Origin of the sequence: Mesorhizobium sp. M0208 (genome assembly GCF_040322015.1) — a bacterium.
Taxonomy (GTDB): Bacteria; Pseudomonadota; Alphaproteobacteria; order Rhizobiales; family Rhizobiaceae; genus Mesorhizobium.
This window is the reverse complement of record NZ_JAMYSP010000020.1, coordinates 1-25,147: the sequence shown is the minus strand read 5'-3', so window position 1 is coordinate 25,147 and position 25,147 is coordinate 1. Positions and strand designations below refer to the sequence as shown.

The window sequence follows — 25,147 nt, the reverse complement described above, 5'->3', positions numbered from 1 at the left end:
CTATGCATTCCCGATCAGCACCCCTGCCGCAAACACCAGCGCGCCGCCCAGCACCACCTGGAAGGCGGCGCGCCAGAATGGCGTCTGCATGTAGCGGTTCTGTACGAAGGCGATCGTCCAAAGTTCGAAGAACACCACGACCGCGGCGACGATCGTCGCCGTCCAGAAAAGCGGGATGAGATAGGGCAGCGCGTGCCCGAGCCCGCCCAGCGTCGTCATGACGCCGACGGTCAGCCCGCGTTTTACCGGCGAGCCGCGGCCGGATAGCTTGCCGTCGTCGGAGGCCACTTCGGTGAATCCCATCGAGATACCGGCGCCGATCGAGGCGGCAAGCCCGACCAGAAAGGTCTGGAACGTGTCGTGCGTGGCAAAGGCCGCGGCAAAGATCGGCGCCAGCGTCGACACCGAGCCATCCATCAGCCCGGCCAGCCCGGGCTGCACGTAGGTCAGGATGAACTGACGTTGCTCGGCCGCCGCCTCTTCGTCCTTGACCGCGCCCGATATATGCTTTTGCTCCAGCCGCTGCGCCAGTGTCTCGTGGCCCTGTTCGGCCACCGCCAGATCGTCGAGCAACTTTCTCGTCGAGGCATCGCCTGTGCGTTTGGCCGCCTCGATATAGAACAGGTAGGCCTGCCGCTCCATGGCCTCGGCTTGGCTGCGCACATGATCGATACCGAGCGGCCTCACCAGCCAGTCCGGCTTGCGCTCGTAATAACCCTTCACATGCTCGCGCCGGATCAGCGGTATGCGCTCGCCGAAACGCTTGCGGTAAAGCTCGATCAGCGCGTCGCGATGGCCGTCCTCTTCCTCCGCCATCTCCTCGAACACTTTGGCCGATTGCGGAAAGCTTTCCGCCAGCCCGTCGGCATAGGCGCGATAGATGCGCCCGTCATCCTCCTCGGAGGAGATTGCGAGCGCCAGGATCTCCTGCTCCGAGAGAGATTCAAACGGACGGCGGCCGAAGCCAAAAACGCGGGAAAGCATGAGAAATTCACCCCAGTTTAGAATAGTTCTAAACTAGAGCTTCGCACATCCTCGGTCAATCGCGCCCCTCCACTCATCTGCTCAAAAGTATCGACGTCGAAACCGAACGAGGCATCGTTTGCTATCGGCAAACGTTCACCTATATGATCGAATCTGAACCAAGAGAAAGGAACCCGCAGATGCCGGAACAACAGCAGCCATTTGACCCCAAGCCGGTTCTCGACCTGATCGCTAACATCGAGGCGGACTTGCAGCGCCTGAAAGGGCTGGTCGAGCAGCAGGTCGAAAAATTCGATCCCGCCAATCCACACAACAAGGCTCCCGACGGCAAGTTGACCGAGGAGGGCGTCGAGTGCTGCTATCGCCTGTTCGACGAGGGTAAGTCGCGCTATTCGGTTGCTCAGCAGATGAAGATCTCCTTCGCTGCTGCCACCCATCGCTTCAACACCTGGCGCAAGATGGGCGGCCCCAAACGGAAAAAGACGCTGTTGGGATGAGGAGCGGCCGGCAATGCCGGTCAGGCAACGATTTGTCGATTGAAGTGACGAATGCATAGCGGAGGGCGGAGGCGGCGGGGGGTGACAGTCACGCCCCACTCCTGCCTCCAAGTCGATTTGTAACGGTCACATTTTTTATTGGTGCGCGGCCTCCCTTTCCGTGCACCATAGGCGGTCTCATTTCTTGCAGGACCCCAGCCATGACCATCCCTCCCGGCATCGCCGATATTCACAGCGCAGCAGCGCGATTGTCCGGACTGATCGTCGAAACGCCGCTGATCGAATCGCCGGAGTTGAACAAGCGCTTCGGCGCCAGGATCCTGTTCAAGCCGGAGACGTTGCAGCGCACCGGCTCGTTCAAGTTCCGCGGTGCCTATAACAGGCTCTCCTCGCTCTCGGCGGAAGAACGCGCCCGCGGCGTCGTCGCCTTCTCGTCGGGCAATCACGCGCAAGGCGTTGCCGCCGCAGCGGCGATGTTCGGCGTCAAGGCCATCATCGCCATGCCTGCCGATGCGCCGGCGATGAAGGTCGGCAATGTCAGGAAGATGGGCGCCGAAGTGATCACCTTCGACCGGGTCCGCGACGATCGCACTGCCGTTGTCCGTTCTTACGTGGAAAAGGGCATGGTCCTGGTGCCGCCCTACGACGATCCGGCCATCATCGCCGGCCAGGGCACGATCGGCCTCGAATTGATGCGCCAAGCAAAAGCGCTTGGCGTCAGCCTCGATGCGGTGGTGGTTCCCTGCGGCGGCGGCGGGTTGAGCAGCGGCATTTCGATCGCGATCAAGGACGCCTCGCCGGACACCGCCGTCTGGGCTGTGGAACCCGAGCATTTCGACGACACACGCCGCTCGCTGATCCAAGGCGCCAGGGTGTCGAACGCGCCCGGCCACACCTCGATCTGCGATGCCCTTCTCGTCGCCGAGCCGGGTGCGATCACTTTCGAGATCAACCGCAAGAATCTCGCGGGCGCCATCGCCGTTTCCGACAAGGCGGTGGCTCAGGCGACGCGCGACGCGATGGCTTGCCTGAAGCTGGTGGTCGAACCTGGCGGCTGCGTCGGCTTGGCCGCGCTGTCGTCAGGCGAGATCGACCTTACCGGGAAATGCGTGGCCGTGGTGCTGTCCGGCGGCAATGTCGATTTCAGCACCTATGCCGAGATCATTGCTGCCAGCTAAGATAGCAATCAGTTGCAGGTCATGCGCCGGTTCGAGGCGCTCGAGCCTCCGTTGCGTCCGGTCGAACCGGTCCCATTCAAGGACTGAGATCAATGAAACTGTTCTTCAGCCGCAATCCCAATCCTCGCCTCGCGGTCGCCGTGGCACGTTATCTCAATGCCAAGGTCGAGTTTGAATTCGCCTCCCCCTTCGCTCCGGGGCAGGCCGAGCGCTTTCGGCCGCTCAATCCAAATCTTTCATTGCCCATCCTTGTGGACTTGGGAAAAAGCCTCTGGGAGGCCGATGCCATAGCCTGCCGGCTTTCACGCGACACGCATTCGCATTTTTGGCGCACCGGCGACGATGAGCCGGAGATGATCCGGTGGCTGAGTTGGGGCAAAGAGAACCTCGCAAGAGCCTGCGATGTCGTGCATTTCGAACGCGGGACCAAACAGCGCTATGGGCTCGGCCCGATCGATCAGGCACGGGTTGAGGAGGGCCTGAGGGACTTCAGTACCGCCGCTGCAATACTTGATGCCGAGCTTTCCCAGCGAGAATGGCTGGTCGGAAATTCGGTTTCCTACGCCGACTTTCGAATGGCGACGTTTCTGCCCTTCAACGACGTCGCCCGATTGCCTCTCGATGATTATCCCTCTGTCGGCCGCTGGTATCGGCAGCTTGAAGAAATCGATGCCTGGCGTGATCCCTTCGAAGGGCTCAATGCACCTGAATTGACACCGGTCCCGGGCCAGGCCAAGGCCGTGTGATTCTCGATCATTTGCGCAAGCTGATTGCGTCGACCCTAATCCAGCGTCCGGCGGAACCGCACCAGCGCAATGCCGGCGAATAGCGCCACGAACACCACCAGCCAGCCGATCTCCGTTGCCACTGCCGGCAGCTCGGCGCCCTTCAGCATCACCGCGCGGATAATGCGCAGGAAATGCGTCAGCGGCAGCACTTCGCCGAAATCTTGCGCCCAGTCCGGCATGCCGCGATAGGGGAACATGAAGCCGGACAGCATGATCGACGGCAGGAAGAAAAAGAAGGTGAGCTGCAGGGCCTGCATCTGCGTGCGGGCGATCGTCGAAATCGTGTAGCCGAGCAGTACCAGCGCCAAGACGAAGATCAGGACCGCCGTCAGCAGCAGCGACATAGATCCGGTGAAGGGTATGGCAAACAGAAGCTTCGAGGCCGCCAGCACCACCAACACCTGCACGGCGCCGACCGCCAGATAGGGCAGCACCTTGCCCAGCATGATCTCGAGCGGGCTGGACGGCATCGCCAGAAGGTTCTCCATCGTGCCGCGCTCGGTCTCGCGCGTCAGCGCGATCGAGGTCATCATCACCATCGTCATCTGCAGGATGACGCCGAGCAGACCGGGCACGATGTTGTACTGCGAGACGGCTTCCGGATTGTAGCGCCGGTGTACTACCACCTGGAGCTGGCCCCGGGCAGCTTCAGCCGCCGTCTCCTGCATGCCGCGTGCCCTGAGCAGCGCCTGGTTGGCGACGGTGCCGAGCGTCGAGATGGCGCCGCTGGCGACGGCCGGGTCGGTTGCATCCGCCTCGATCAGGATCTGCGGGCTGTCGCCGCGCTCGACCCGTCGGGCAAAATCGGCGGGAATGGTGACGACGAAGGCGACATCGCCGCGCGCCATCAGGAATTCGGCTTCGGCGGCACTTTGCGCAACATGGTCGAAGCGGTAATATCCGGTGGTCTGCAGCGCCGAAACCATGGCCCGCGTGTAAGGATCGCTGCTCATCGCCACCAGTGCTGCCGGCAGGCTCTTCGGATCGTTGTTGATGGCATAGCCGAACAGCACCAGCTGCATCAGCGGCACGCCGAGCATCATGGCGAAGGTGATGCGGTCGCGCCGCATCTGGATGAACTCCTTGATCAGCAGAGCGCCTAGCCTGGCGAAGGAAAAGATGCTGTTTATCCCGTTCTTCATCCCATGTTGTCCTTCGAACCGGACATGAACTGGATGAACACATCCTCCAGGCTGGTCTCGCCGGGCGATACCGTGACGCCCTTGTGCTCTTTCTCGACATCGGCGAGCGCTGCCTGAAGCGCCTTCCTGTCGGAACCGACGACATGCAGCGTCGCCCCGAACGGCGCCACCTGGTCGACGCCGTGGCGGCCATGAAGTGCGGCCGCGACCTTATCGAGCCGTGGCCCTTGCAGGACGAAGGTGGTCAGCCCGGCATTCCTCACCACGTCCTCGACCGTGCCAGTGGCCAGCATCTTGCCGTAGGAGATGTAGCTGATGCGGTGGCAGCGCTCGGCTTCGTCCATGTAATGGGTGGAGACCAGCACGGTCAGGCCGCCGCTCGCCAGCCGGTGGATCTCGTCCCAGAATTCGCGTCTGGCCTTCGGATCGACGCCCGCCGTCGGCTCGTCGAGCAGCAGCAGTTTCGGCTTGTGCATGATGCAGGCGGCCAGCGCCAGCCGCTGCTTCCAGCCGCCGGACAGCGTACCGGCCAGCTGGTTCTTGCGCGATGTCAGGCCGAGCTCCTCAAGCGTCTTAGCCACATGCCCGTCGAGCGGCTTCAGCCGGTAAAGCCGTGCCACGAATTCGAGATTCTCGCCGATCGTGAGGTCTTCGTAGAACGAGAATCTCTGCGTCATGTAGCCGACTTCGCGCTTGATCCGCAGGCTGTCGGTGCGGATGTCGAAGCCCAGAACCGTGCCTTCGCCCTCATCCGGCGTCAGCAAGCCGCACATGATGCGGATGGTCGTCGTCTTGCCTGAGCCGTTCGGCCCGAGGAAGCCGACGATCTCGCCCTCGGCCACCGTCATCGTCACATGGTCGACGACGGTCTTGTCGCCGAAGCGCTTGACCAGGCCGTGCAGGTCGATGACGTTCATTTTCCGATGTCCGCCAGATCGACGTCGACGATCTGCCCGGGCTGCAATGCGCTGGCGTCGCCCTCCGGCCGCGCTTCGACCAGATAGACCAGCTTTTGCCGGGTCTCGAGCGAGTAGATCACCGGCGGCGTGAATTCCGGATCCGGCGACACGTAGCTGACGCGAGCCTTCACGCCCGCTCCGCAACCGTCGCAATGGACATTGAGCAGCGTGCCGACATCGACCGAGGAGAACGCGCTTTCCGGCACATAGACGCTGAGCTTCACCGCGCCATCCGGCAGTATGGAGATGACCGGCGCGGTCGGCCCGGCCGTGTCGCCTGGATAGCGGATGACATCGTTGACCCGGCCGGGCGAGGGCGCCGTCAGCACGCGCTTCGACAGTCGCCATTGCGCTTGCTCCAGCGCCGACTGCGCCTGCCTGACCTGATTGTCGGCGGCCTTGATCGTCTCGGGCCGTGCGGGCAGCCCGCCGACGGCGAGATTGGCCTCCGCCTGGCCGACCTGCGCGTTGGCCGTCTCCAGCGTCGCGGAAGCCGTGTCGTAGTCGGCCTGCGTGCCGGTGCCGCGTTTGAACAGATCGCTGGCGCGGATGTAACGGCGTTTGGCGTCGGCGGCTTGCGCCTTGGCCATGTCGACCTGCGCCTTGAGCACCGCAATCTCTTCCGGCCGCTTGCCGACCTGCAGGTCGGCAAGTTGCGCCTGGGCCTGCGCAAGGGCCGCCTCGGCTTGTGCGATGGCGATCTTGGCGTCGGCGTTTTCCAACGTCACCACCGGCGTGCCGGGCGCGACGCGGTCGCCGCGCTTGACCGCAATCGTCTCGACCTGCGCCACCTCGATCGGCGCGAGCAGGACGTAGTCGCCCTCGACGTAGCCGACGGCGAGCGGTGCTGCCGGCGCGCAGGCGCTGAAAAGCTGGGCGGCAAGCGGCAAAGAACAGAGCAGGCTCATGATCCACGATCCTTCCGGACAGCCAAATCGCGCCGAGCTAAAATCGCGCTGAGATTGTCGGTTATTGTTGCCGCGATCTTGCCGGCCTCATCATCGCCGATCTTGCGCCAGCCCATCCGGCGCATAACCGCCTCGCGGCCGATGCGGAAATAGACGACCTGCCCGATCAGCGTGAATACGGTGAGTTTTGTGCGCTCGCTCTCGGCCGGCTCGCCTGTCGCCTGTTCCCAGATCAGGCAGAGGCGGTGATGCGCCGGTTCGAACACGCCGTCATAGATACGGTCGAGCGCCGCGGTAGGATGCGACAGCTCGCGCAGGACGAACTGTACAATCTCGCCGGCTTCCGGCCTTGCCGCGATGAAGGCGACCATCCGCTCCAGTGCGACGGCTAAATGTGCCCGCGCGGCCTCGGTGTCCGCCAATGCTGCGACCGGCGCCTGCAGATTGCCGATCGCCTGGCCGGCAACGGTCTGGATGGTGTCGACGATGTAGTCGGCTGCCGCGTTGCGGAGCCCTTCCTTGCCGCCGAAATGATAGGCGATCGAGCCGATATTGGCCTTGGCCTCAGCCGCGATCTGGCGCGTCGACGTTCCGTCGAAACCCTGGCGTCCGAACAGCTTCAGCGCCGCGCGCACGAGTGCCGTCCGCGTCATGTCTGCGGCGGTCTTGGGCCCCTCATGAGGAAGGCTGCTGGCGCTGGGCGATTTGATCATCATCGACAATTTAATCAATCGAATGATTAAAGTCAACTGCGATCAAGCGGCTTGCCAACTCTGGCCGTGCGCGCTCTAGTGCGTGGCCATGGGCAAGGAAATCGAGCGTAAATTCCTGGTCTCAGGTGAGGAATGGCGGGCAATGGTCGAGGCGGACACTCATATCCGTCAATTCTACCTTCTCGCCGAACCCAGCCGTACGGTGCGTGTGCGCATCAGCAATGATGCCGCCGCCAAGCTGACGCTCAAGTTCGGCAGCCAGGCACGCCAACGCGATGAATTCGAATATCCGATGCCTTTGGCGGAGGCGCAGGAGATGCAGGCCTTTGCCATCGGACATGTCATCGAGAAGACACGCCATCATGTTAGACACCGCGGCTATCTCTACGAAGTCGATGTCTTCGGCGGGACGCTTGCGGGGTTGGTGATCGCCGAGCTCGAGACGCCGGAGGATGTACCGGACGAAATGCTGCCAGATTGGCTCGGCCGTGAAGTCACCGGCGAGCCGAGATTTTACAACGCGTCGCTCGCCCTTGGGGGGATTGCGGAGATCGTCGCATGAGCTTTCGTATCGATCCGCACATCTCGCTGACCGGCGAGATCAGACGCATTCTCGCCGAGGAGATCGGCAAGGCGCTTGTCCATCTGGACGCCGCGCGTGACAGGCCCGAACAGGGGCTGCACAACTGTCGCAAACGGCTGAAGAATGTCCGCGCCTTGCTGCGCCTTGTCCGTTCCGGAGACGAAACATTCTGCGTGACTGAGAATCAATGCTACCGCCAGGTGGCGGCCCTGCTTGCCGGCCCGCGCGAGGCGACCGCACTGGTGGAAACAATCGACCGGCTAGCGGCAAGCTTTCCCGAGCAAAGTGCCGGCGGTGGCCTCGATGCCGTTCGCGACCGGCTCGTCGCGCGCCTTCATGAACTGCATGGCGGAGCAGGCCTCGATGCTGCGATAGGCGCGGCGATCGCCGCTTGCGAGGAAGGTGTCGGCCGGATCGACAAGCTCGCTCTGCCCGACCAGCCGGAGCAGGCTGCCGACGTGCTCGCCGAAGGCGCGCGCGCCACTTTGCGCCGCGCCAGGAAAGCGCTGGACAAGGCGGCTTCGCGCGGCGAAGCCGATGACTTTCACGACCTGCGCAAGGCGGCCAAGACGCATGGCATGCACCTGTCGCTGCTCGGCCGGCTGTGGCCGACGCCGATCAAGGCCCGGCGCAAGGCCGTCGATGAATTGGGCGAGCGGCTCGGCGAACTGCACGACGTGTTCGTCATGCGCGCGCTTCTCGATGCCGAGGACCAGCCGCTCGGTCCCCCTGAGGACACGCGGTTGCTTGCCAAGCTGCTGAAGCGCTCGGAAAAGAGCCTGAAAAAAACCTGCCTCGCCGAGGCGGCCGAGCTTTTCGGCGACCGTCCGAAGCGCTCGACAAGGAAGCTTGCCCGCAAGGTGCGCGACGATCTCACAGCGGTATCGCACGAAGACGCCGGCGCGCCTGGCGTGGGCTGATCATGGTGTAATTTGCCGCCCTGTGATAATCGCCGTCTGGCATGACCGAGCCCGGCGACACGCTTCTGGACCGACTTGGCCGCTGGCTTGCCGGCCGGCTGCAGGAGGAATCGTCCGGCTACGAGCCTTACACGCCGTCGGACGCTATTCGCGCAGGGAAATTCTGCACATCCGCCATCACTCGCTCGACACGCCGCGCGACTTCGACCTGTCGCCCTATTTCCGCATCAGCAAGCCGACCGTCGAATATGGTTTCGACTACCGGCAGATGATTTGGGACGACAAGCCCTGGATTACCAACGCCGAAACAAGGGTTCAGAGTGGCGGCTAGGCCGGCAGCGGCCGTCGTGTCTTTGCGGCGGCCCGGCCGGGTGTCCGCGCGCCGGCGTCGCGCGGATGCGGTCCGATCGGCATGATCGCCGGGAATGGCGTCGCGCCGAAAGCGAAGGTCCATTTGTAGCCGACCAACCCGTCTTCCGGCGTCGTGTGCTGATCGTGATGCGCAAGCAATTTGGCGCGCTCGGCCAGTTCCTCCGCCTCCCGCCTGACCATTTCCGCCGTCTCGGGCCGCATCCGCCTGGAGAAGCTGACGAATGTCGCCTCGCGCTCCAGATGCGTGATGGCCCAGCCGATGAAGTTCTTGTTGGTCACCTCGAACAGTGGCCGCAATGGCCCGTCGAAATTCCACTGGATTGGCGTCTCGACCAGCAGCCTGGCCGACAGGCCGCGACCGAGCGCGACCAGCCCCAACTCCTCGAGGTCTCGCAGATAGAGGAACATCGAAGCCTCGCTCAACCCCTGTGAGCGCATGATGCCTTCGGGCGTAAATTTTTCCGAAAGCATGACGAAGATGAACAGCAGTGCCGGCCGGCCGGCGAGCTTGCGCTCGATCTCCGGCGCGACGTGGTTGGCAGGTCCTGGTCCTCTGTTCATAGAGCCGAGCACGTTCTCCAACTCCACGCCGGCGGCAGCGCAGATCTCCATCAGCCGGTCGAGCTTGCAGTTGCGCTCGTGGAAGATGCGCTTCACCGTCGGCTCGGAAACGCCCATTCGCTCGGCAAGGACGCGGTAGGTCACGCCCTTGGCCTTCAGCGTCCGCTTCAGCGCGTCGAAGATCAGGCCGTTCACGGGATGCACCTCTTTTGCACGATTTGGTATCAACCTTCGGTACTAGTCCCGATAGATCTTCCCGGAAAGTATCGAAAGGCCTAGCTCTCCGCCAGTCCATTACAGGAGACTAGCCATGAAAAGCCTCTTCACACCGATACTTCTCGCCATCTTCGGCATCGCGACTGCGCCGGCAGTTCAGGCCGCTGAACTCTGGCGCGCCAGCGGCCTCGAGCAACCTGAATCGGCGCTGTTCGACGCCGCCGGCCAGCGCGTTATCGTCTCGAACATCGTCGGCAATCCCGGCGAAGCCGACGGCAACGGCTATCTGTCGGTTCTGTCGATGGACGGCAAGCTGGTCACACAACACTGGACCGACGGCATGGACGCGCCCAAGGGCATGGCGATTGCCGGCGGCAAACTCTACGTCGCCGACATCACCCATGTGCGCGTCGTCGATCTCCAAAGCGGCAAGCTAGCGTCGACGATCGACGTGCCGAACGCTGTCTTTCTCAACGACATGACCGCTGATGCATCCGGCAAGGTCTACGTCACGGATATGCTTGCCGATACGATCTATCGCATCGACGGCGACCGGCTCGAACTGTTCATCAAGGATGCGGCGCTCGCTTCGCCGAATGGCATCTTCGCCGATGGCGGCCGGCTGATCGTCGCTTCGTGGGGCAAGGGCATCAAGCCCGACTTCAGCACCGCGGAGCCGGGCGGCCTGCTCTCGGTCGATCTCGCCACCAAGGCCGTTTCGCCTCTGGCTGGCGCGGAAAACTTTGCCAACCTCGATGGCGTCGTTGCCATCGGCGGCAGCATCTACGCCACTGCCTATATGACCGGCACGCTCTACCGCTACAAAGCCGGCGGTACGCCGCAAGTGGTTGCGACGTTCAAGCCGGGCAGCGCCGATATCGGCACAGATGGCAAGTCGACAATCTTCGTGCCGCTGATGAACGAGGGCGAGGTCTCAGCGTTGGGCCTCGACTAAGCCGGCAGTTGCCAGCTCAGGCGGCGGGCGCGGCTTTCTTCAGCTGCGCCCGCGCATCCGTGATCGATGCGGCATAAGTCACCAGCGGCCGCTTGACACCGTGGTTGATCAGCATGCGGCGTGTCTGCGGTGAAGCGCCTGAGATAATAAAGCGAACGCCGGCGCGCTTGGCCTTGTGGGCCGCGCCCTCGATGACATTGGCCGCCGTCGAATCGAAGAACGGCACCGCCGAACAGTCGAGGATGAAGTTCTTGCGCTGGTCGGCGATGCGGTCCAGCACCGTGCCGACGGTCGAGGCGGCGCCGAAGAAAAAGGCGCCCGATATCCGGTAGACCACGGTGTCGGCATCGCTCGCCTCGCTGGAATCATAAGCGCTGGCTCGGTCGGCGACGTCTTCCTGCACCAAGGATTGATGGTCCGCCTCCACCGCGATGCTCTTGGCCATGCGGTCGATGAACAGGATCGAGCCTAGCGCGAAGCCGACGACGATGCCTTCGGTCAGGTCGCGGAAGATGACGATCAGGAACGTCGCCATCAGTACCAGCGCATCGCCGCGCGAGGCGCGCAGCAAGGTGGCGAAGGCCTGTTTCTCGAACATGTTCCAGCACACCACCGCCAGCACGCCGGCAAGTGCTGCAAGCGGGATATAGCTGGCCAGCGGTGCCGCCGCCAGCATCAGAGCAAGCAGAATGGCCGAGTGCATCATGCCTGAGACCGGTCCATGCGCGCCGGCCCGTACATTGGTCGCGGTGCGGGCAATGGTGCCAGTGGTGCATATGCCGCCGAACAAGGCGGAGGCGATATTGGCGAAGCCTTGCGCCACCAACTCGCAATTGGAGCGATGCCGCCTTCCGGTCATGCCGTCGGCGACGACGGCCGACAGCAGCGATTCGATCGCCCCGAGCAGCGCAAAGGCGATGGCGTCCGGCAGCACGTCGATTATCCTGTCGAGGCTGAGCGGCGGGAAGGCCGGCCATTGCAGGCTGCGCGGGATGCCGCCGAAGCGCGTGCCGATCGTCTCGGCCGGCATGGCGAGCAATGCGACGACGAGGGATGCCAGTCCGATGGCAATCAGCATAGCCGGCCACTTCGGCCGAAACCGCTTCAACATCGCAATGGTGATGATGGTCAGTGCCGCCACCGCAGTTGCGGCGAGGTTGATTGTTCCGGCCGCTTCGCCGATGGCCATCAGCTTCGGCACCAGCGGCCCTGGCTCCTTGCCGGCGAGCTTCAGCCCGAACAGTTCGACGATCTGGCCGGAGAAGATGATGACAGCGATGCCGGCGGTGAAGCCGACGGTCACCGGGTAGGGGATGAATTTGATGTAGGTGCCAAGTCTGAGATAGCCGATGGCAAGCAGGAACACGCCGGCCATCATCGTCGCCAGCAGCAAGCCGTCGACGCCAACCCGCGCCACCGTCGCCGCCACAAGCACAACGAAGGCGCCGGCCGGGCCGCCGATCTGGAAACGGCTGCCGCCAAGCGCCGAGACCAGGAATCCGCCAATGATCGAGGTGTAGAGCCCGCGCTCCGGCGTCACGCCTGAAGCAATGGCAATTGCCATCGACAACGGCAGCGCAACGATGGCGACAGTCAGCCCGGCGATGGCATCCGCCTTGAAATGCGTGAGCGTGTAGCCCTCGCGCAGCACCGTCACCAGCTTCGGGGTGAACAGTTCGGAAAATGTCGGCCGCGCCGGTTGATGCACTGCCCGCTGCGTCTGATCCATCGAGTGCCTTCCGCATGAAACCAAGGAGCGGCGGGATCGTCGGCAGGACTGTCGGCGGTCGCCGTCGCGACTTGGAGCGGCGTGCGTCCAAATAGGCGCACAGATACGCCCCAACACTTTTGACCCGCGCATCGGACTATCCGAAAATCGAATTTGATTTTCGGCGATGCGGCAGTAGCGTCAGCCTTGCGGGTTCTGCGGCGTGACAGGCTTGAGGCGAACGCCCCTGCCGCCACGCTCGCTCGCCTGGTTCTCGCCGATCAGCTCGACCCCGGCCTCTTCAAGGGCCTGGATGACCCTCATCAGCGTATCGACCACGCCCCGGACCACGCCGTCGCTCGCTTCCATGCGCTGAATGGTTGGAAGCGAAACCCCGGCGCGCTCGGCGAGGGTCTTCTGATCGATGCCGGCCAGCGCCCTCGCGGCACGCATCTGCGCGGCAGTGATCATCGGTCAAAACCCCGTCTGAGTTCTGCAGTATCACGTATAATACCTTCATAATGATGGGTCAAACATCATCTTGCATATGTGAAACATGCAACAGTCTTTGCCAGCCGGTGCGCTGGCATGCTACAAACCTCGACATCGTTAGGCGGGACATCCGTTGCGGTACCGATTTCACAGGTACGACCTTAAAAGGGATGAGCAGGTGAAGACATTCAAAGCGTTGGCGACCTCGACAGTCTTGCTGTCGATGGTTTTCCTGCTGGCAGGCTGCGGACATGGCCTGATCAACAGGCTGATTTGAAGTAGTCCGGCCGACGTCAGGTGCCGTCGGCCCGCCCTAGCCATCGCTGCAGCAATCGTGCCGCCAGCCAGCACAGCATCGCCCAGGCAAAGCCGGCGCACCAGCCGGCCAGCACGTCGGACGGCCAGTGGACGCCGAGATAGATGCGGCTGATGCCGACCAGCACCGTCGTCAGCACCGCCAGCACGAGCACATAGATCTTCGTTGTGCGCCCGGGCAAAAACCGTGCCGCCATGCTGCCCAGCGTCAAATACGTCACCGCCGACAGCATGGCGTGGCCGCTCGGAAACGAAAGCGATGCCACATCGGCGAGATGCGAGACCAGATCGGGGCGCGGCCGGTCGATATCGAATTTCAGCACGCTTGACAGGAGCTGGCCGCCCGCCACTGCGACGAACATGAGAAGCGCCGCGCCTGGCCTGCGGATAAGGAGCAGATAGACGATCATTGCTGCCGTGATCAGCACCAGTACGCTGGCGCTGCCGAGGCTGGTGACGTCGCGCATCGCTCCTTCCAGCCACGCCGGTCCGATCGGATTGTCGGGCTGGCCGGCCTTGCGGAAGGCAAGCAGGATTTCGGTGTCGAAGGCATGCGGCGTGGTCGCCCGCGCCAGCTCCATCAGTTCTTCGAACCCCCACAGCCCGCCGGCAATGACCAGCCCGGCCAGCAGAACCGGGAACTCCAGCCAGTTGCGCAGTCTGCTTGCAATCTTCTTCATCGGCCCGATCGCAGCTACAGCCTTTGCAGATAGGGCCCGAGCGTGATCAGCGCCACAGCTGCGATGGCAAGCACAATGCCGGTTGCCTGCAAGGCATTGACGCGCTCGCCGAAGAAGACCAGCGCCACCACATTCACCGACACCAGCTGGATCACCGCCGACAGGCTGAACGACACCGACATGCCGAATTCACGGATCAGCCTCAGCATGATCAGATTGCCCAGCGAATAGAGCGCCAACGTCAGCACGATCTTGCCGAGGCTCGGCGCCAGCCCCCACTGTTTTGCGGCCATGGCCGCCAGCAGAAAGATCACCGTCGAAACGCAGAGCTGCCCAAGTCCCCAGAAACTCACTTTTGTTCCTCCCGATGCGGTCCCTACGCGCCTGCCGCAGCTCTTGTTTCCGAAGCGCCGGTCGCGGTCAAGCGGGGCTGATGTTGGATACGAAATCGCAGGTGGCAATTAGCCGGCATGTCATCAAACTGTGACCTGCCGGTAATACCGGATTGGCCAGGCAACACGCTCCAGCAATCCATCCAGCCAGAGGCAGGCCCCCATGACTGAACAGCGCTCGACCGAACATCGCACCCCTGACGCCCATTTCCGCACCAGCCTGCTCGAGGAAAACGATGGGCCAGGAGCCAATCCCACCGACAACCGCACCATGGGTGAGATCATCGCCGCGCGGTTCTCGCGCCGCGGCTTCCTCAAGGGCTCGCTTGCCGTCTCGGCCATAGCCGCTACCGTTAGCCCGCTGGCGCTGATCGCCGCCGACAACGCCCGCGCCGCCGAAGGCTCCGCTTTCGCTTTCGACGAGCTCGAGGCCGGCATCGACGACAAGCATCACGTCGCACCTGGCTATGACGCCGACGTGCTGCTGCGCTGGGGCGATCCCCTGTTCGCCGATTCGCCGGAATTCGATCCGACAAAACAGTCGGCGGAAGCCCAGGCCAGACAATTCGGCTACAACAACGACTATGTCGGTTATATCCCGATCGGCGGCTCGGCCGAGCATGGCCTGCTGGTCGTCAACCACGAATACACCAATCCGCATCTGATGTTCCCGGGCCTCGTCACCATCGTCGATGGCAAAGCCAAGCAGGCGCCCCTCAGCAAGGAGCAAGTCGATGTCGAGATGGCCGCGCATGGCGGCACCATTGTCGAGATCCGCAAAGAAGCCGGCAAATGGCAGGTCGTGCGCGACGGCAAGCTCAACCGCCGCATCACCTCCAACACCGAGATGGCACTGTCGGGTCCCGTCGCCGGCCACGACCGCGTCAAGACCAGCGCCGACCCGAGCGGCACGAAGGTCATCGGCACCCTCAACAACTGCGCCGGCGGCGTCACGCCGTGGGGCACCTATGTCATGGCCGAGGAGAACATCCACGGCTATTTCTCGGGCGAGCTGCCGCAGAGCCATAACGAGGCGGCCAATTACAAGCGCCTCGGCATTCCCGAAGGCGCCTATGAATGGGCGGCGCATCACGACCGTTTCGATATCGGCAAGGAGCCGAACGAGCCGAACCGCTTCGGCTGGATCGTCGAGGTCGACGTCCAGGATCCGACGTCGGTGCCGAGGAAGCGCACCGCCATGGGCCGCTTCAAGCATGAGGGCGCAGAATCGATCGTCGCCAAGGATGGCCGTGTCGTCTTCTACCTCGGCGACGACGAGCGCTTCGACTATGTCTATAAGTTCGTCACCACAGGCAAGTTCAATCCGGACGATCGCGCCGCCAACATGAATTTGCTCGACGACGGCACCTTGCATGTCGCCAAGTTCGCCGAGGACGGTTCAATCGAATGGCTGCCGATCGTCTTCGGCCAGGGACCGCTGACAGCGGCAAACGGCTTTGCCAGCCAGGCCGACGTGCTGATCGAGACGCGCCGTGCCGCCGACCTGCTTGGCGCCACCAAGATGGACCGCCCGGAAGACATCCAGCCCAATGCCGCCAATGGCAAGGTCTATGTCATGCTGACCAACAATTCGAAGCGCAAGGCCGACCAGGTCGACGCCGCCAATCCGCGCGCCGAAAACGCCTTTGGCCATATCATTGAGATCGTCGAGGATGGCGGTGATTTCGCTGCGACCAAGGGCAAGTGGGAAATCCTGCTGAAATGCGGCGATCCCGCCGTGGCCGAAATCGGCGCCACCTTCTCCACCGCAACCACTGCCAATGGCTGGTTCGGCATGCCGGACAATTGCGCGGTCGATTCGGCCGGCCGCCTCTGGGTTGCTACCGACGGCCAGGGCCCGAAGGCCACAGGCCGCACCGACGGCCTGTGGGCGGTCGACACGGAAGGCCCGGCGCGGGCGACCTCAAAGCTGTTCTTCCGTGTGCCGATCGGCGCCGAAATGTGTGGTCCCCTGTTTGCGCCGGACGACCAGACTGCTTTCGTTGCCGTCCAGCATCCAGGCGACGGTGGCGAGGACTGGGAGGCTTTTGGGCGTCCCTCCTATTATGAGGATTTGTCGACCCGCTGGCCTGACTTCAAGCCGGACATGCCGGTGCGCCCGGCGGTCGTTGCCATCACCAGGCAAGGCGGCGGCAAGATCGCGGTCTGAGACGCAGGAAGGCCTTGCAGTCTCGAGGAAGGATTTCGGTGGATGCGAAATCCTTCCTTTCCTGATATGGGATGCATCCATGCTGCGCATCATGCGCCGACTAATCATTCGGTGCGCTGAACCACGGCCACATTCATTGTGCTTCGCAACCTGAAGCCAATGGACTCGTATAGTCTGATGGCCGTGGCGTTGCTGGCATAGGCGTGGAGATAGGGAACTTCGCCGCGCGCCACTATCCGGTTTGCCACGAACAGGGACAGCAGCTTGCCTAGGCCACCGCCGCGAAATTCCGGATGTGAGCACACCCCGCTGAGTTCGGTATAGCCAGGTTGCTTCATGCGCTCGCCGGCCATTGCCACAAGTCTGCCCTCGATTTTCACGCCCCAAAAATCGCCCAGGCTCAAGGCTTCGAGCGTGAATGGGCCAGGCTTGGTGAGCAATGCCAGGGCGAGCATCTCAGCCGCATCGTCTCGGGTCAGATGTTGCACACGTTGGTCAGACACGGTTTGCAACGGCCGCTCGGCAATCATTTGAACCCCGGCTGCGGTCGAAGTCGCAAAAAGCCCCGCGGGCAGAGCAATGGCGTCCGACTGAAGCAGAATGACACTCTCGCCCGCGGAGACAAGCTGTTCGAGCGTCCGCAGGCTTTCCGCGTCGTCGGCGCCAGTGGCGGCGAATGGAACGATCGACGGCCGATACTGCCTGGCGAGGTCATTACCTTGCGCGAACGCCCGATGTCGCGTCTGAAGTGCGCTCCAGATAGGGCGGTCGAGCAGGTGTCTCATTACGCCGCGCCCTCCGGATTTTTCACTCGACGGTCGAGAGGAGCCGCGGCGAGGCCGTCCTCGATGGCGGTCAGCTGCTCAAGAAGCGGCCCCGAAAGATCCGCGCACAAATCCGCAACGGCGTTTTCGATGCGCGGCCAGACCTCGCGCTTTGCGACATCGACCAGCCGCCGGCCGTCCCGAGTGAGAGAGACAATCCTGCGCCGCTGGTCATCGGTCGACTGACTGACCTCGAGCAATCCCAGTCCGGCCAGAAGCGAGACGCTTCGCGTTATACCTGGCTGCGCGATGCCGAGCGATTGCGCCAGTTCCCCGACAGGCAGCGGGCCCAGCCTGTCGAGCGCGGCCAGCAGTGGGTACTGGCTCGCCTGAACCGGAACATCCAGCCGGTCGAGCAGGCGCTGCGCCTCCGCTTGCAGTTGCTCGCCTATACGCTTCATCCTGCTGCCCAGGCACAAGAAGCCAAGCGATCGTATGATGTCTTCCATAAACCAATCCGTCTCGCGAAAAACAATAACATGATATATAACAAAACATGAAGATCAAGGGCATCGTCGCAAGGGCTGCACTCAGCGCTGTTTCCGTTGACTGATAAGGCTGCTTTGCCTGGCAGGCCAGTCGATCAGTTGCGCAGCCGGTAGCCGGTCCTGAAGATCCAGGCGACGATTGCTATGCAGACGAGCAGGAAAACAACCGTCATGCCGAGGCTGACGCCGACCGAAACGTCGGACTTGCCGTAAAAACTCCAGCGGAAGCCACTGACCAGGTAGACGACCGGGTTGAACAGCGTCACCGTGCGCCAGATGCCCGGCAGCATGTTGATCGAATAGAAGCTGCCGCCGAGGAAGGTCAGCGGCGTGATGATCAGCAGCGGCACCAGCTGCAGCTGCTCGAAGCTCTTCGCCCAGATGCCGATGATGAAGCCGAACAGGCTGAAGGTCACCGCCGTCAGCACCAGGAAGGCGAGCATCCAGAACGGATGCTCGATGTGAAGCGGCACGAACAGCGAGGCCGTCGCCAGGATGATCAGGCCAAGCACGATCGACTTTGTCGCCGCACCCCCGACATAGGCGATGACGATCTCCAGATAGGACACAGGTGCCGACAGCAATTCGTAGATCGAGCCGACGAATTTCGGAAAATAGATGGCGAAAGAAGCGTTGGAGATCGACTGCGTCAGCAGCGACAGCATGATCAGCCCCGGCACGATGAAGGCGCCGTAGCTGATGCCGTCGATCTCGGTGATGCGTGAGCCGATGGCCGAGCCGAAGACGACGAAATAGAGCGACGTCGAAATGACCGGCGAAACAATGCTCTGCAGCACCGTGCGAAGGGCGCGCGCCATCTCCACCCGATAGATCGCCCATACCGCATGAAGGTTCATGACCGCGCGCGGGTTCATGCCGGTTTCCTCACCAGATTGACGAAGATCTCCTCGAGCGAGCTGTTTTCCGTGTCGATGTCGCGGAACTGGATGCCGGCCGCCTCGAGCTCGCGGATCAACGAGGCGACGCCCGGCCGTTCGCTCTGGTTGTCATAAGTATAGGTCAGCTGCCCGCCATCCGGCGAAAGCTCCAGCGCGTAGCGCGAAAAGGCGTCGGGAACGGTGGCCAGGGGACTGCGCAGTTCCAGCACAAGCCGCTTGCGGCCGAGCTTGCGCATCAGCTCGGCCTTGTCCTCGACCAGCACGATCTCGCCGCGGTTGATGACGCCGACGCGGTCGGCCATCGCCTCCGCTTCTTCGATGTAGTGCGTGGTCAGGATGATGGTGACGCCGTCTTCGCGCAGCCGGCGCACCATAGCCCACATGTCCTGGCGCAGCTCGACATCGACGCCTGCCGTCGGTTCGTCGAGGAACAGGATGCGCGGCTCGTGCGACAACGCCTTGGCAATCATCAGCCGGCGCTTCATGCCGCCGGACAGCGTGATCGCCTTGGCGTCCTTCTTGTCCCAGAGCGACAGGTCGCGCAGCACTTTTTCGACGAACGCCTTGTCCGCCGGTTTGCCGAACAGGCCGCGGCTATAATTGACCGTCGCCCACACGCTCTCGAAGGCGTCGATGGTCAGTTCCTGCGGAACCAGCCCGATCAAGCTGCGCGCCGCGCGGTAGTCGCGGTTGATGTCATGGCCGTCGACGGTGACGGAACCCGACGAACGGTTGACGATGCCGCAGACGATCGAGATCAGCGTCGTCTTGCCGGCGCCGTTCGGACCGAGCAGCGCAAAGATCTCGCCGCGCACTATATCGAGATTGATCTCCTTCAGCGCCTTGAAGCCGGTGGCGTAGGTCTTGGTGACCCCGGAAATCGAGATGATCGGCTGCATGGCTGAAAACGGCTGCTTGAAACAGAGTTGTTGATTTAATCCGCTGAATGTCGGTTCGCAAATCCGGATGTCAATGCCGCTCCTGACAGTTCTGGACATCGAGGTTTGCCGGAATAGGCGACACCTGCCAGGTCGTCCAGCCAAATTCCATGCAAAAACAGATTCACCGACACTGCGGCGTTCCGCCTCGCGGCGGGACGCCGCTTTGACCGTCCCGCGCATGAAGCCTATCCTTGTACAAACAAGCAGCAGCCGGAGCCGCCATGGACCCGCTCATTCTGTCGCGCATTCAGTTCGGCGCGAACATTTCGTTCCACATCCTGTTCCCGGCGATCACCATCGCGCTCGGCTGGGTGCTGCTGTTCTTCAAGCTCCGCTACAACGCGACAGGCGATTCGGCCTGGATGCGCGCTTATTTCACCTGGGTTAAGGTATTCGCGCTGTCCTTCGCCATGGGTGTGGTTTCCGGCGTCACCATGAGTTTTCAGTTCGGCACCAACTGGCCGGGCTATATGGAGACGGTCGGCAACATTGCCGGCCCGCTGCTGGCCTACGAGATCCTGACCGCCTTTTTCCTCGAGGCGGCGTTCCTCGGCATCATGCTGTTCGGCTTCCGCCGCGTCTCGAACCGCGTCCATACGCTGGCGACGGTGCTGGTGGCCGGCGGCACCACCTTGTCCGCCTTCTGGATCATCGCACTCAATTCGTGGATGCAGACGCCGGCCGGCTTCGAGATGCGCGATGGTGTAGCGCACGCCACCGACTGGTGGGCCGTTGTCTTCAATCCGTCCATGCCCTACCGGCTCGTCCATATGCTGCTTGCTTCGGGGCTGACCGTCTCGTTCCTGATCGCCGGCCTGTCGGCGCTGCGCTATCTCTACGGCGATCGTTCGGAATCGATGTGGAAGGCGCTGCGCACCGGCGTCTTCACCGCCGCGATCCTGATCCCGATCCAGATCTTCGCAGGCGACCAGCACGGCCTCAACACGCTCGTACACCAGCCGCAGAAGATCGCCGCCATGGAGGCCAACTGGAACACCGGCCCCAACGTGCCGCTGGTGCTGTTTGCGCTTCCCGATGAAGCGGCGAGCGAGAACAGGTTCGAACTCACCATTCCCGACGGCGCCAGCCTCATCCTCAGGCACAGCGCCGGCGGCGTCGTGCCGGGGCTGAACGATTATGCCGGCAACCATCCGCCGGTATTTCCGGTGTTCTGGGGCTTTCGCATCATGGTCGGCACAGGCCTCCTTATGCTCGCCGTCTCCTGGTCGGCGGCCTTTTTCCTCAAGCGCCGCCATAGCCTCCCCAAGCCGCTGGCGCTCGTCATGGTGCCGATGGCGCTGTCCGGCTGGCTGGCGACGCTGGCCGGCTGGTACACCACCGAGATCGGCCGCCAGCCCTGGCTGGTCACCGGCGTGCTGCGTACCGCCGATGCTGTCGGGCCGGTCGCCGGCAGCCATGTCGCGCTGTCGCTCGCGGTCTATCTCAGCCTCTACGTGCTGCTACTGATCGCCTATCTCGGCGTGTTGGTGCATCTGGCATTGAAGGCGGCGAAGGATGGTGACACCTCGCCGCTGCCGGGTGTCATGAACATGCCGCTGTCGCAGCCGGTTGCGCAACCGGGAGAAACATCATGAGCGTCGACTGGCCGACCCTGCTGCCTCTGATCTTCGCCGGCCTGATGGGCCTCGCCATCCTGATCTACGTCATCCTCGACGGCTTCGATCTCGGCATTGGCATCCTGTTCGCCGCAGCCGAAGGCACCGAACAGGATACGATGATCGCCGCCATCGGCCCGTTCTGGGACGCCAACGAGACCTGGCTGGTGCTGGCGGTCGGCCTGCTGCTGGTCGCCTTCCCGCTGGCGCACGGCACCATTCTGACCGCGCTCTACACTCCGGTTTTCGTGCTGCTGGTCGGCTTGATCCTGCGCGGCGTCGCCTTCGATTTCCGCGCCAAGGTGCCGGCCGGCAGGAAGCACCGCTGGAACCGCATCTTCTTCCTGGGCTCGGTCGTCGCTTCGCTGGCGCAAGGTTATATGCTCGGCGTCTATGTGCTCGGCCTCGACGTCGGCCCTGGCGGCATGGCGTTCGGCGCGCTGGTGGCGCTCTGCCTTGCCGCGGCCTACGCGGCAATGGGCGCGGCCTGGGTCATCTATAAGACCGAAGGCGATCTGCAGAAGAAGGCGGTGCTGTGGCTGCGCACGGCGCTGGTGCTGACCGCGCTCGGCATGGTCGCGGTATCGCTGGCCACGCCCTTTGCCAGCGCGCGCATCTTCGACAAATGGTTCGTCTGGCCGGCCATGCTCTATTTGTCACCGCTGCCGATCCTGTCGGCAGTGCTGTTCCTGTGGCTGTGGCGCCAGACCTTCCATCTGCCGAAACCCGGCGACCGCCACGCGCTGCTCCCGTTCCTGACATTGGCCGCGATCTTCACGCTCGGCTTTGCCGGCCTCGCCTGGTCGTTCTACCCCTTCGTGGTGCCCGACCGGCTGACCATCTGGCAGGCTGCTTCGGCACCCGAAAGCCTGGCCGTCATCCTGGTCGGCACGGCCGTCGTGCTGCCGATCATCATCTTCTATTCGTTCTTTGCCTACCGGGTGTTCGCCGGCAAGGCGACGGATCTGACCTATGACTGACCGGCATCGCCGTCGCAGCCTGAAACAGAATATTCATCTTCAAGCGGAATAACCTTCTCTGGCCGGCCCAGCAGAATCGCCGGCAAGAAGAAGGGCAACAGAATGAACCCCTTTTCTGCGGCAGGACAGGATCGGCTGCTGCTTTTGCTGATCCGGACGGTCGCGCTGATCGGCGCACTCGCGCTTGCCGGCCTGCTGCCGGCCATGCCGCAGGCGCATGCCCAGGACGCGGCCAACTGGACCGGCGTGTGGGACACGAAGTGGCGCGGCGGCGGCGCCCAGATCAAGTTCGAGCAGACCGGCGCCGACGTAAAGGGCGTGTACCCGCTTTATAACGGCCGTATCGAGGCCAAGGCCGAAGGCGACAAGCTTGTCGGCCACTGGTTCGAAGGCGACCGCCAGGGCGCCTTCACCTTCGTCCAGTCGCCTGACGGCGGCAGCTTCATGGGCCGCTTCGATGCCGCCACCGCCGAATGGTGGACAGGTGTGCGCGTCAGCGCCGTCGAGGACGTGCGTGTCGACCAGTCGAGCCCGATGAGCACCATGCGCTCGTTCCTGCAGACGATGAACGAGAGCGGCGCCGACAATGTCCCGCGCGCCACCGGCGGCGGCATGGGTCTTGCCGGCCTGGCGGCCGGTCTCGTCGACGTCACCGAGGCCGACCGCGGCGGCCTCAACATGCCCGATTACACCAAGCTGCTGTTCACCGTCATCGACAACGCGACGTTCCGTCTGTGGAGCCTGCCGCATGACATTATTTCCAGCGACGAGGTGACGGCGACGCTGCCGCAATACGGCACCAGGGTCTCCTTCGACGTCACATTTCGCCGCAGGAATGGCGACTGGTTCATCGTGGGGCCGCCACTTGGCGAGCTCCAGGCAAAGCTCGCCGAATTCCAGGAAGCGCGTGGCGAAGCCGTCGACATGATCGACGATCCGAGCAGGCTCGCCTCGCCGCGCGACACGTTCAAGGTACTGTTGAGCGGCCTCACCGAAGCCGGCGACCCGGCCCAGGCGGCGCTCGACCTGCGCAACTACAGTCAGGCCGTGCGCGGCGACGAGGCGTTCCTGCTCGAGCGCTATCTCAAAAAGGTCATCGACCGCATCGGCTACGTCTATTGGCAGGAGATCCCCGACGATCCGAAGAGCAACACCCCCTTCGTCTATTTCGAGCATCCCGCCGGCAACATCGTCATCGGCCCGGTCGAGACCGACCCCGACGGCACCGGCAAGCGCAAGATCTGGCAGTTCACGCCCGAGACGCTCGCCCACATCCGCGCGCTCTACGCCGACGTCGAAGACGTGCCGGTGGCGCCGGAATTCGCCGCCTTCGCCAGCACCGACCCGTTCTTTATCGCCCGTGGCCTCGCCCGCGAGATCAGCCCCGGCCTGCTCACCCGCGCCGGCCCGATGGAGCACTGGCAATGGTGGATGCTCGGCCTTGCCGCACTGGCCGGCATCGTCTTCGGCTTCATCGCCAATGCGCTGATTTCCTTGTTTGTGCGAAGGACGGACAGCCCGGCCTTCTTCCGCATCGTCGAATGGGCGGTGCGCTCGATCGTGCTTGGCTTCTTCCTGCTGTTGACGCTGCGCCCGCTCGGTCTGCCACAAGTGGTCGCCGCCCCGGTCAAGGCAATCGCCTGGAGCCTGATCGTGATCGGCGCCGTGCCGGTGGTCTGGCATCTGATTGGCAAGGTCGCCGAACACTATCGCGGACTGTGGCAAGTGCCCGGCTATCACGACACGCTGATTTCGCTGTCCACCGGCGTCGCGCGCGTCGCCGTGCTCGTCGTCGCCTTCCTGCTGTTGGCCGAAGTGCTCGCCATCCCATACGAAGGCGTCATCGCCGGTCTCGGCATCGGCGGTCTGGCGGTGGCGCTGGCCGCGCAGCCGACGCTGCAGAACTTCCTCTCCGGCCTGACGCTCTATGCCGACCGGCCGGTAAGCGTAGGCGACTTCTGCAAGTTCGGCGACCAGTCCGGCACAATCGAGCATATCGGCATGCGCTCGACGCGCATCAGGTCGCTCGACCGCACCATCATCTCGGTGCCGAACTCGGATTTCGCCGGCATGCAGATCGAGAACTACGCCCATCGCGACCGCACCCGGTTCGCGACGACGCTGCAGCTGCGCTACGAAACGACGCCCGATCAGCTGCGTTACGTCCTGGCCGAGCTGCGCAAGCTGCTGATTGCCCATCCGCGCGTTATCGATGAGCCGTGCCGCGTGCGCTTTGCCGGCTACGGCGCCTATTCGCTCGATATCGACGTGTTCACTTATATCAAAACCGCCGACGTGGCCGATTTTCAAGCCATCCGCGAGGACATCCTGTTATCCATGATCAACGTCATGGATGATGCCGGCGCACAGTTCGCCTTCCCTTCGTCACTGGAATACAGAGCCACCGACCTTCCGGTCGACGACGAAAAACGCATCGCCGCGGAGAAAAGGGTCGGCGATTGGCGCGAGGCGCAAAATCTGCCTTTCCCCGACTTCAGCCAGATCGACAAATTCGCCCTCAACAACACGCTTGACTACCCGCCTGAGGGCTCGGCGCATTATCGCGAGACAGAGCCCGACCCGGACTCGGCCGAGGCAAGGGCGACGCTGGAGAAAGTGCGCTGGAGCCTGCCCTGGAAAAAGGGGGAGTAGTTTCGAGACGTTGGCGGGACAGCACCCCCCTCTGGCCTGCCGGCCATCTCCCCCGCAAGGGGGGAGATTAGCAGTTTCAGCGCTCCGCTCGTCCTGAACGTTGGAGATTTGGCGAAGGTCGAGGTGATAGCCGATCTCCCCCCTGTTTGGACCGGGGACATCGCGAACAGCTGTGCGAGGACATCGCGAACAGTTTGCCATCCTATCGTTGGCT

Annotated in this window: 24 protein-coding genes and 1 pseudogene; 11 read left to right on the top strand and 14 right to left on the bottom strand. The window is 63.1% G+C overall.

Annotated features, from left to right (window positions below; all coding sequences use genetic code 11):
• Window positions 1-984: an iron exporter MbfA gene (gene mbfA, locus NKJ17_RS20000; protein WP_254818023.1), complete on the bottom strand. Its 984-nt coding sequence runs from the start codon at window positions 982-984 to the stop codon at window positions 1-3.
• Between the two features lie 179 nt (window positions 985-1,163).
• On the opposite strand from mbfA, the gene NKJ17_RS19995 reads away from it, so the two are divergent.
• The 3 genes from NKJ17_RS19995 (at window position 1,164) to NKJ17_RS19985 (ending at window position 3,405) form a co-directional block, all read left to right on the top strand.
• A complete protein-coding gene (locus NKJ17_RS19995) occupies window positions 1,164-1,481 on the top strand; it encodes a hypothetical protein (protein WP_352509480.1) in 318 nt (105 codons plus the stop codon).
• A gap of 200 nt (window positions 1,482-1,681) precedes the next feature.
• On the top strand, window positions 1,682-2,659 hold the full coding sequence (locus NKJ17_RS19990; RefSeq protein WP_352509479.1) for a threonine/serine dehydratase family protein: 978 nt from the start codon (window positions 1,682-1,684) through the stop codon (window positions 2,657-2,659).
• Window positions 2,660-2,751: 92 nt separating this feature from the next.
• Window positions 2,752-3,405, top strand: a complete 654-nt coding sequence (locus NKJ17_RS19985) for a glutathione S-transferase family protein (RefSeq protein ID WP_352509478.1) — start codon at window positions 2,752-2,754, stop codon at window positions 3,403-3,405.
• A gap of 35 nt (window positions 3,406-3,440) precedes the next feature.
• Here the strand turns inward: NKJ17_RS19985 and NKJ17_RS19980 are convergent, their stop codons facing one another.
• Genes NKJ17_RS19980 through NKJ17_RS19965 form a run of 4 tightly spaced genes read right to left on the bottom strand, consistent with a single transcriptional unit; the run spans window position 3,441 to window position 7,169 of the window.
• Window positions 3,441-4,577: an ABC transporter permease gene (locus NKJ17_RS19980; protein WP_352509497.1), complete on the bottom strand. Its 1,137-nt coding sequence runs from the start codon at window positions 4,575-4,577 to the stop codon at window positions 3,441-3,443.
• Between the two features lie 8 nt (window positions 4,578-4,585).
• The gene (locus NKJ17_RS19975; RefSeq protein ID WP_352509476.1) at window positions 4,586-5,506 is read right to left on the bottom strand and encodes an ABC transporter ATP-binding protein; all 921 of its coding nucleotides are present in this window, start codon (window positions 5,504-5,506) and stop codon (window positions 4,586-4,588) included.
• Window positions 5,503-6,456 carry an HlyD family secretion protein gene (locus NKJ17_RS19970; RefSeq protein WP_254818028.1) on the bottom strand — a complete coding sequence of 318 codons (954 nt, stop codon included), beginning with the start codon at window positions 6,454-6,456 and terminating at the stop codon, window positions 5,503-5,505. Before NKJ17_RS19970 ends, NKJ17_RS19975 begins: the two co-directional genes overlap by 4 nt.
• Complete coding sequence (locus tag NKJ17_RS19965) at window positions 6,453-7,169, bottom strand: CerR family C-terminal domain-containing protein (RefSeq protein ID WP_352509412.1); 717 nt, start codon at window positions 7,167-7,169, stop codon at window positions 6,453-6,455. The genes NKJ17_RS19970 and NKJ17_RS19965 overlap by 4 nt, the downstream gene beginning before the upstream one ends.
• Window positions 7,170-7,257: 88 nt before the next feature.
• On the opposite strand from NKJ17_RS19965, the gene NKJ17_RS19960 reads away from it, so the two are divergent.
• From NKJ17_RS19960 to NKJ17_RS19950, 3 genes and pseudogenes are all read left to right on the top strand, one after another.
• The gene (locus NKJ17_RS19960; RefSeq protein ID WP_352509406.1) at window positions 7,258-7,731 is read left to right on the top strand and encodes a CYTH domain-containing protein; all 474 of its coding nucleotides are present in this window, start codon (window positions 7,258-7,260) and stop codon (window positions 7,729-7,731) included.
• A complete protein-coding gene (locus tag NKJ17_RS19955) occupies window positions 7,728-8,672 on the top strand; it encodes a CHAD domain-containing protein (RefSeq protein WP_352509405.1) in 945 nt (314 codons plus the stop codon). The genes NKJ17_RS19960 and NKJ17_RS19955 overlap by 4 nt, the downstream gene beginning before the upstream one ends.
• Window positions 8,673-8,805: 133 nt before the next feature.
• Window positions 8,806-9,003: pseudogene (locus tag NKJ17_RS19950) on the top strand (hypothetical protein); the annotation flags it as partial.
• Here NKJ17_RS19950 and NKJ17_RS19945 read toward each other — a convergent pair.
• Entirely contained in the window at window positions 9,000-9,800 is an 801-nt protein-coding gene (locus NKJ17_RS19945; RefSeq protein ID WP_352509404.1) for a helix-turn-helix domain-containing protein, read from the bottom strand. The pseudogene NKJ17_RS19950 and the gene NKJ17_RS19945 overlap by 4 nt on opposite strands.
• A gap of 115 nt (window positions 9,801-9,915) precedes the next feature.
• Between NKJ17_RS19945 and NKJ17_RS19940 the strand changes: the two genes are divergently transcribed.
• Window positions 9,916-10,776 carry an SMP-30/gluconolactonase/LRE family protein gene (locus NKJ17_RS19940; RefSeq protein WP_352509402.1) on the top strand — a complete coding sequence of 287 codons (861 nt, stop codon included), beginning with the start codon at window positions 9,916-9,918 and terminating at the stop codon, window positions 10,774-10,776.
• Window positions 10,777-10,792: 16 nt separating this feature from the next.
• Here NKJ17_RS19940 and NKJ17_RS19935 read toward each other — a convergent pair whose 3' ends face one another.
• The 4 genes from NKJ17_RS19935 to NKJ17_RS19920 all read right to left on the bottom strand — a co-directional run bounded on the left by NKJ17_RS19935 (window position 10,793) and on the right by NKJ17_RS19920 (window position 14,324).
• Window positions 10,793-12,505 carry a SulP family inorganic anion transporter gene (locus tag NKJ17_RS19935; RefSeq protein WP_352509400.1) on the bottom strand — a complete coding sequence of 571 codons (1,713 nt, stop codon included), beginning with the start codon at window positions 12,503-12,505 and terminating at the stop codon, window positions 10,793-10,795.
• 180 nt (window positions 12,506-12,685) lie between these two features.
• Window positions 12,686-12,955, bottom strand: coding sequence for a helix-turn-helix domain-containing protein (locus NKJ17_RS19930; RefSeq protein ID WP_352509399.1), 270 nt, complete (start codon window positions 12,953-12,955; stop codon window positions 12,686-12,688).
• A 314-nt stretch (window positions 12,956-13,269) separates the two neighbouring features.
• Window positions 13,270-13,971, bottom strand: coding sequence for a phosphatase PAP2 family protein (locus NKJ17_RS19925; RefSeq protein ID WP_352509397.1), 702 nt, complete (start codon window positions 13,969-13,971; stop codon window positions 13,270-13,272).
• Between the two features lie 14 nt (window positions 13,972-13,985).
• The gene (locus tag NKJ17_RS19920; protein WP_023679017.1) at window positions 13,986-14,324 is read right to left on the bottom strand and encodes a hypothetical protein; all 339 of its coding nucleotides are present in this window, start codon (window positions 14,322-14,324) and stop codon (window positions 13,986-13,988) included.
• A gap of 202 nt (window positions 14,325-14,526) precedes the next feature.
• On the opposite strand from NKJ17_RS19920, the gene NKJ17_RS19915 reads away from it, so the two are divergent.
• The gene (locus NKJ17_RS19915) at window positions 14,527-16,533 is read left to right on the top strand and encodes a PhoX family protein (protein ID WP_254818037.1); all 2,007 of its coding nucleotides are present in this window, start codon (window positions 14,527-14,529) and stop codon (window positions 16,531-16,533) included.
• Between the two features lie 104 nt (window positions 16,534-16,637).
• Here the strand turns inward: NKJ17_RS19915 and NKJ17_RS19910 are convergent, their stop codons facing one another.
• From NKJ17_RS19910 to NKJ17_RS19895, 4 genes are all read right to left on the bottom strand, one after another.
• Entirely contained in the window at window positions 16,638-17,318 is a 681-nt protein-coding gene (locus NKJ17_RS19910; protein ID WP_352509395.1) for a GNAT family N-acetyltransferase, read from the bottom strand.
• Complete coding sequence (locus NKJ17_RS19905) at window positions 17,318-17,806, bottom strand: MarR family winged helix-turn-helix transcriptional regulator (RefSeq protein ID WP_352509394.1); 489 nt, start codon at window positions 17,804-17,806, stop codon at window positions 17,318-17,320. Before NKJ17_RS19905 ends, NKJ17_RS19910 begins: the two co-directional genes overlap by 1 nt.
• 134 nt (window positions 17,807-17,940) lie before the next feature.
• Window positions 17,941-18,702 (bottom strand): ABC transporter permease, encoded by a 762-nt coding sequence (locus tag NKJ17_RS19900; protein WP_352509411.1) that lies wholly within the window; start codon window positions 18,700-18,702, stop codon window positions 17,941-17,943.
• A 14-nt stretch (window positions 18,703-18,716) separates the two neighbouring features.
• Complete coding sequence (locus tag NKJ17_RS19895; protein ID WP_352509392.1) at window positions 18,717-19,643, bottom strand: ABC transporter ATP-binding protein; 927 nt, start codon at window positions 19,641-19,643, stop codon at window positions 18,717-18,719.
• A 263-nt stretch (window positions 19,644-19,906) separates the two neighbouring features.
• Here NKJ17_RS19895 and NKJ17_RS19890 point away from each other — a divergent pair, with 263 nt between their 5' ends.
• The 3 genes from NKJ17_RS19890 (at window position 19,907) to NKJ17_RS19880 (ending at window position 24,933) form a co-directional block, all read left to right on the top strand.
• A complete protein-coding gene (locus NKJ17_RS19890) occupies window positions 19,907-21,280 on the top strand; it encodes a cytochrome ubiquinol oxidase subunit I (protein WP_352689784.1) in 1,374 nt (457 codons plus the stop codon).
• The gene (locus NKJ17_RS19885) at window positions 21,277-22,281 is read left to right on the top strand and encodes a cytochrome d ubiquinol oxidase subunit II (RefSeq protein WP_352689783.1); all 1,005 of its coding nucleotides are present in this window, start codon (window positions 21,277-21,279) and stop codon (window positions 22,279-22,281) included. The genes NKJ17_RS19890 and NKJ17_RS19885 overlap by 4 nt, the downstream gene beginning before the upstream one ends.
• A 102-nt stretch (window positions 22,282-22,383) precedes the next feature.
• Window positions 22,384-24,933 (top strand): mechanosensitive ion channel family protein, encoded by a 2,550-nt coding sequence (locus tag NKJ17_RS19880; RefSeq protein WP_352689782.1) that lies wholly within the window; start codon window positions 22,384-22,386, stop codon window positions 24,931-24,933.
• Window positions 24,934-25,147: the final 214 nt, after the last annotated feature.

Excerpts from the sequence above, each read along its gene's own strand:
- mbfA (WP_254818023.1), bottom strand. The coding sequence starts at position 984 with ATGCTTTCCCGCGTTTTTGGCTTCGGCCGCCGTCCGTTTGAATCTCTC.
- NKJ17_RS19995 (WP_352509480.1), top strand. The coding sequence starts at position 1,164 with ATGCCGGAACAACAGCAGCCATTTGACCCCAAGCCGGTTCTCGACCTG.
- NKJ17_RS19990 (WP_352509479.1), top strand. The coding sequence starts at position 1,682 with ATGACCATCCCTCCCGGCATCGCCGATATTCACAGCGCAGCAGCGCGA.
- NKJ17_RS19985 (WP_352509478.1), top strand. The coding sequence starts at position 2,752 with ATGAAACTGTTCTTCAGCCGCAATCCCAATCCTCGCCTCGCGGTCGCC.
- NKJ17_RS19975 (WP_352509476.1), bottom strand. The coding sequence starts at position 5,506 with ATGAACGTCATCGACCTGCACGGCCTGGTCAAGCGCTTCGGCGACAAG.
- NKJ17_RS19970 (WP_254818028.1), bottom strand. The coding sequence starts at position 6,456 with ATGAGCCTGCTCTGTTCTTTGCCGCTTGCCGCCCAGCTTTTCAGCGCC.
- NKJ17_RS19965 (WP_352509412.1), bottom strand. The coding sequence starts at position 7,169 with ATGATCAAATCGCCCAGCGCCAGCAGCCTTCCTCATGAGGGGCCCAAG.
- NKJ17_RS19960 (WP_352509406.1), top strand. The coding sequence starts at position 7,258 with ATGGGCAAGGAAATCGAGCGTAAATTCCTGGTCTCAGGTGAGGAATGG.
- NKJ17_RS19955 (WP_352509405.1), top strand. The coding sequence starts at position 7,728 with ATGAGCTTTCGTATCGATCCGCACATCTCGCTGACCGGCGAGATCAGA.
- NKJ17_RS19940 (WP_352509402.1), top strand. The coding sequence starts at position 9,916 with ATGAAAAGCCTCTTCACACCGATACTTCTCGCCATCTTCGGCATCGCG.
- NKJ17_RS19935 (WP_352509400.1), bottom strand. The coding sequence starts at position 12,505 with ATGGATCAGACGCAGCGGGCAGTGCATCAACCGGCGCGGCCGACATTT.
- NKJ17_RS19930 (WP_352509399.1), bottom strand. The coding sequence starts at position 12,955 with ATGATCACTGCCGCGCAGATGCGTGCCGCGAGGGCGCTGGCCGGCATC.
- NKJ17_RS19925 (WP_352509397.1), bottom strand. The coding sequence starts at position 13,971 with ATGAAGAAGATTGCAAGCAGACTGCGCAACTGGCTGGAGTTCCCGGTT.
- NKJ17_RS19915 (WP_254818037.1), top strand. The coding sequence starts at position 14,527 with ATGACTGAACAGCGCTCGACCGAACATCGCACCCCTGACGCCCATTTC.
- NKJ17_RS19910 (WP_352509395.1), bottom strand. The coding sequence starts at position 17,318 with ATGAGACACCTGCTCGACCGCCCTATCTGGAGCGCACTTCAGACGCGA.
- NKJ17_RS19905 (WP_352509394.1), bottom strand. The coding sequence starts at position 17,806 with ATGGAAGACATCATACGATCGCTTGGCTTCTTGTGCCTGGGCAGCAGG.
- NKJ17_RS19900 (WP_352509411.1), bottom strand. The coding sequence starts at position 18,702 with ATGAACCTTCATGCGGTATGGGCGATCTATCGGGTGGAGATGGCGCGC.
- NKJ17_RS19895 (WP_352509392.1), bottom strand. The coding sequence starts at position 19,643 with ATGCAGCCGATCATCTCGATTTCCGGGGTCACCAAGACCTACGCCACC.
- NKJ17_RS19890 (WP_352689784.1), top strand. The coding sequence starts at position 19,907 with ATGGACCCGCTCATTCTGTCGCGCATTCAGTTCGGCGCGAACATTTCG.
- NKJ17_RS19885 (WP_352689783.1), top strand. The coding sequence starts at position 21,277 with ATGAGCGTCGACTGGCCGACCCTGCTGCCTCTGATCTTCGCCGGCCTG.
- NKJ17_RS19880 (WP_352689782.1), top strand. The coding sequence starts at position 22,384 with ATGAACCCCTTTTCTGCGGCAGGACAGGATCGGCTGCTGCTTTTGCTG.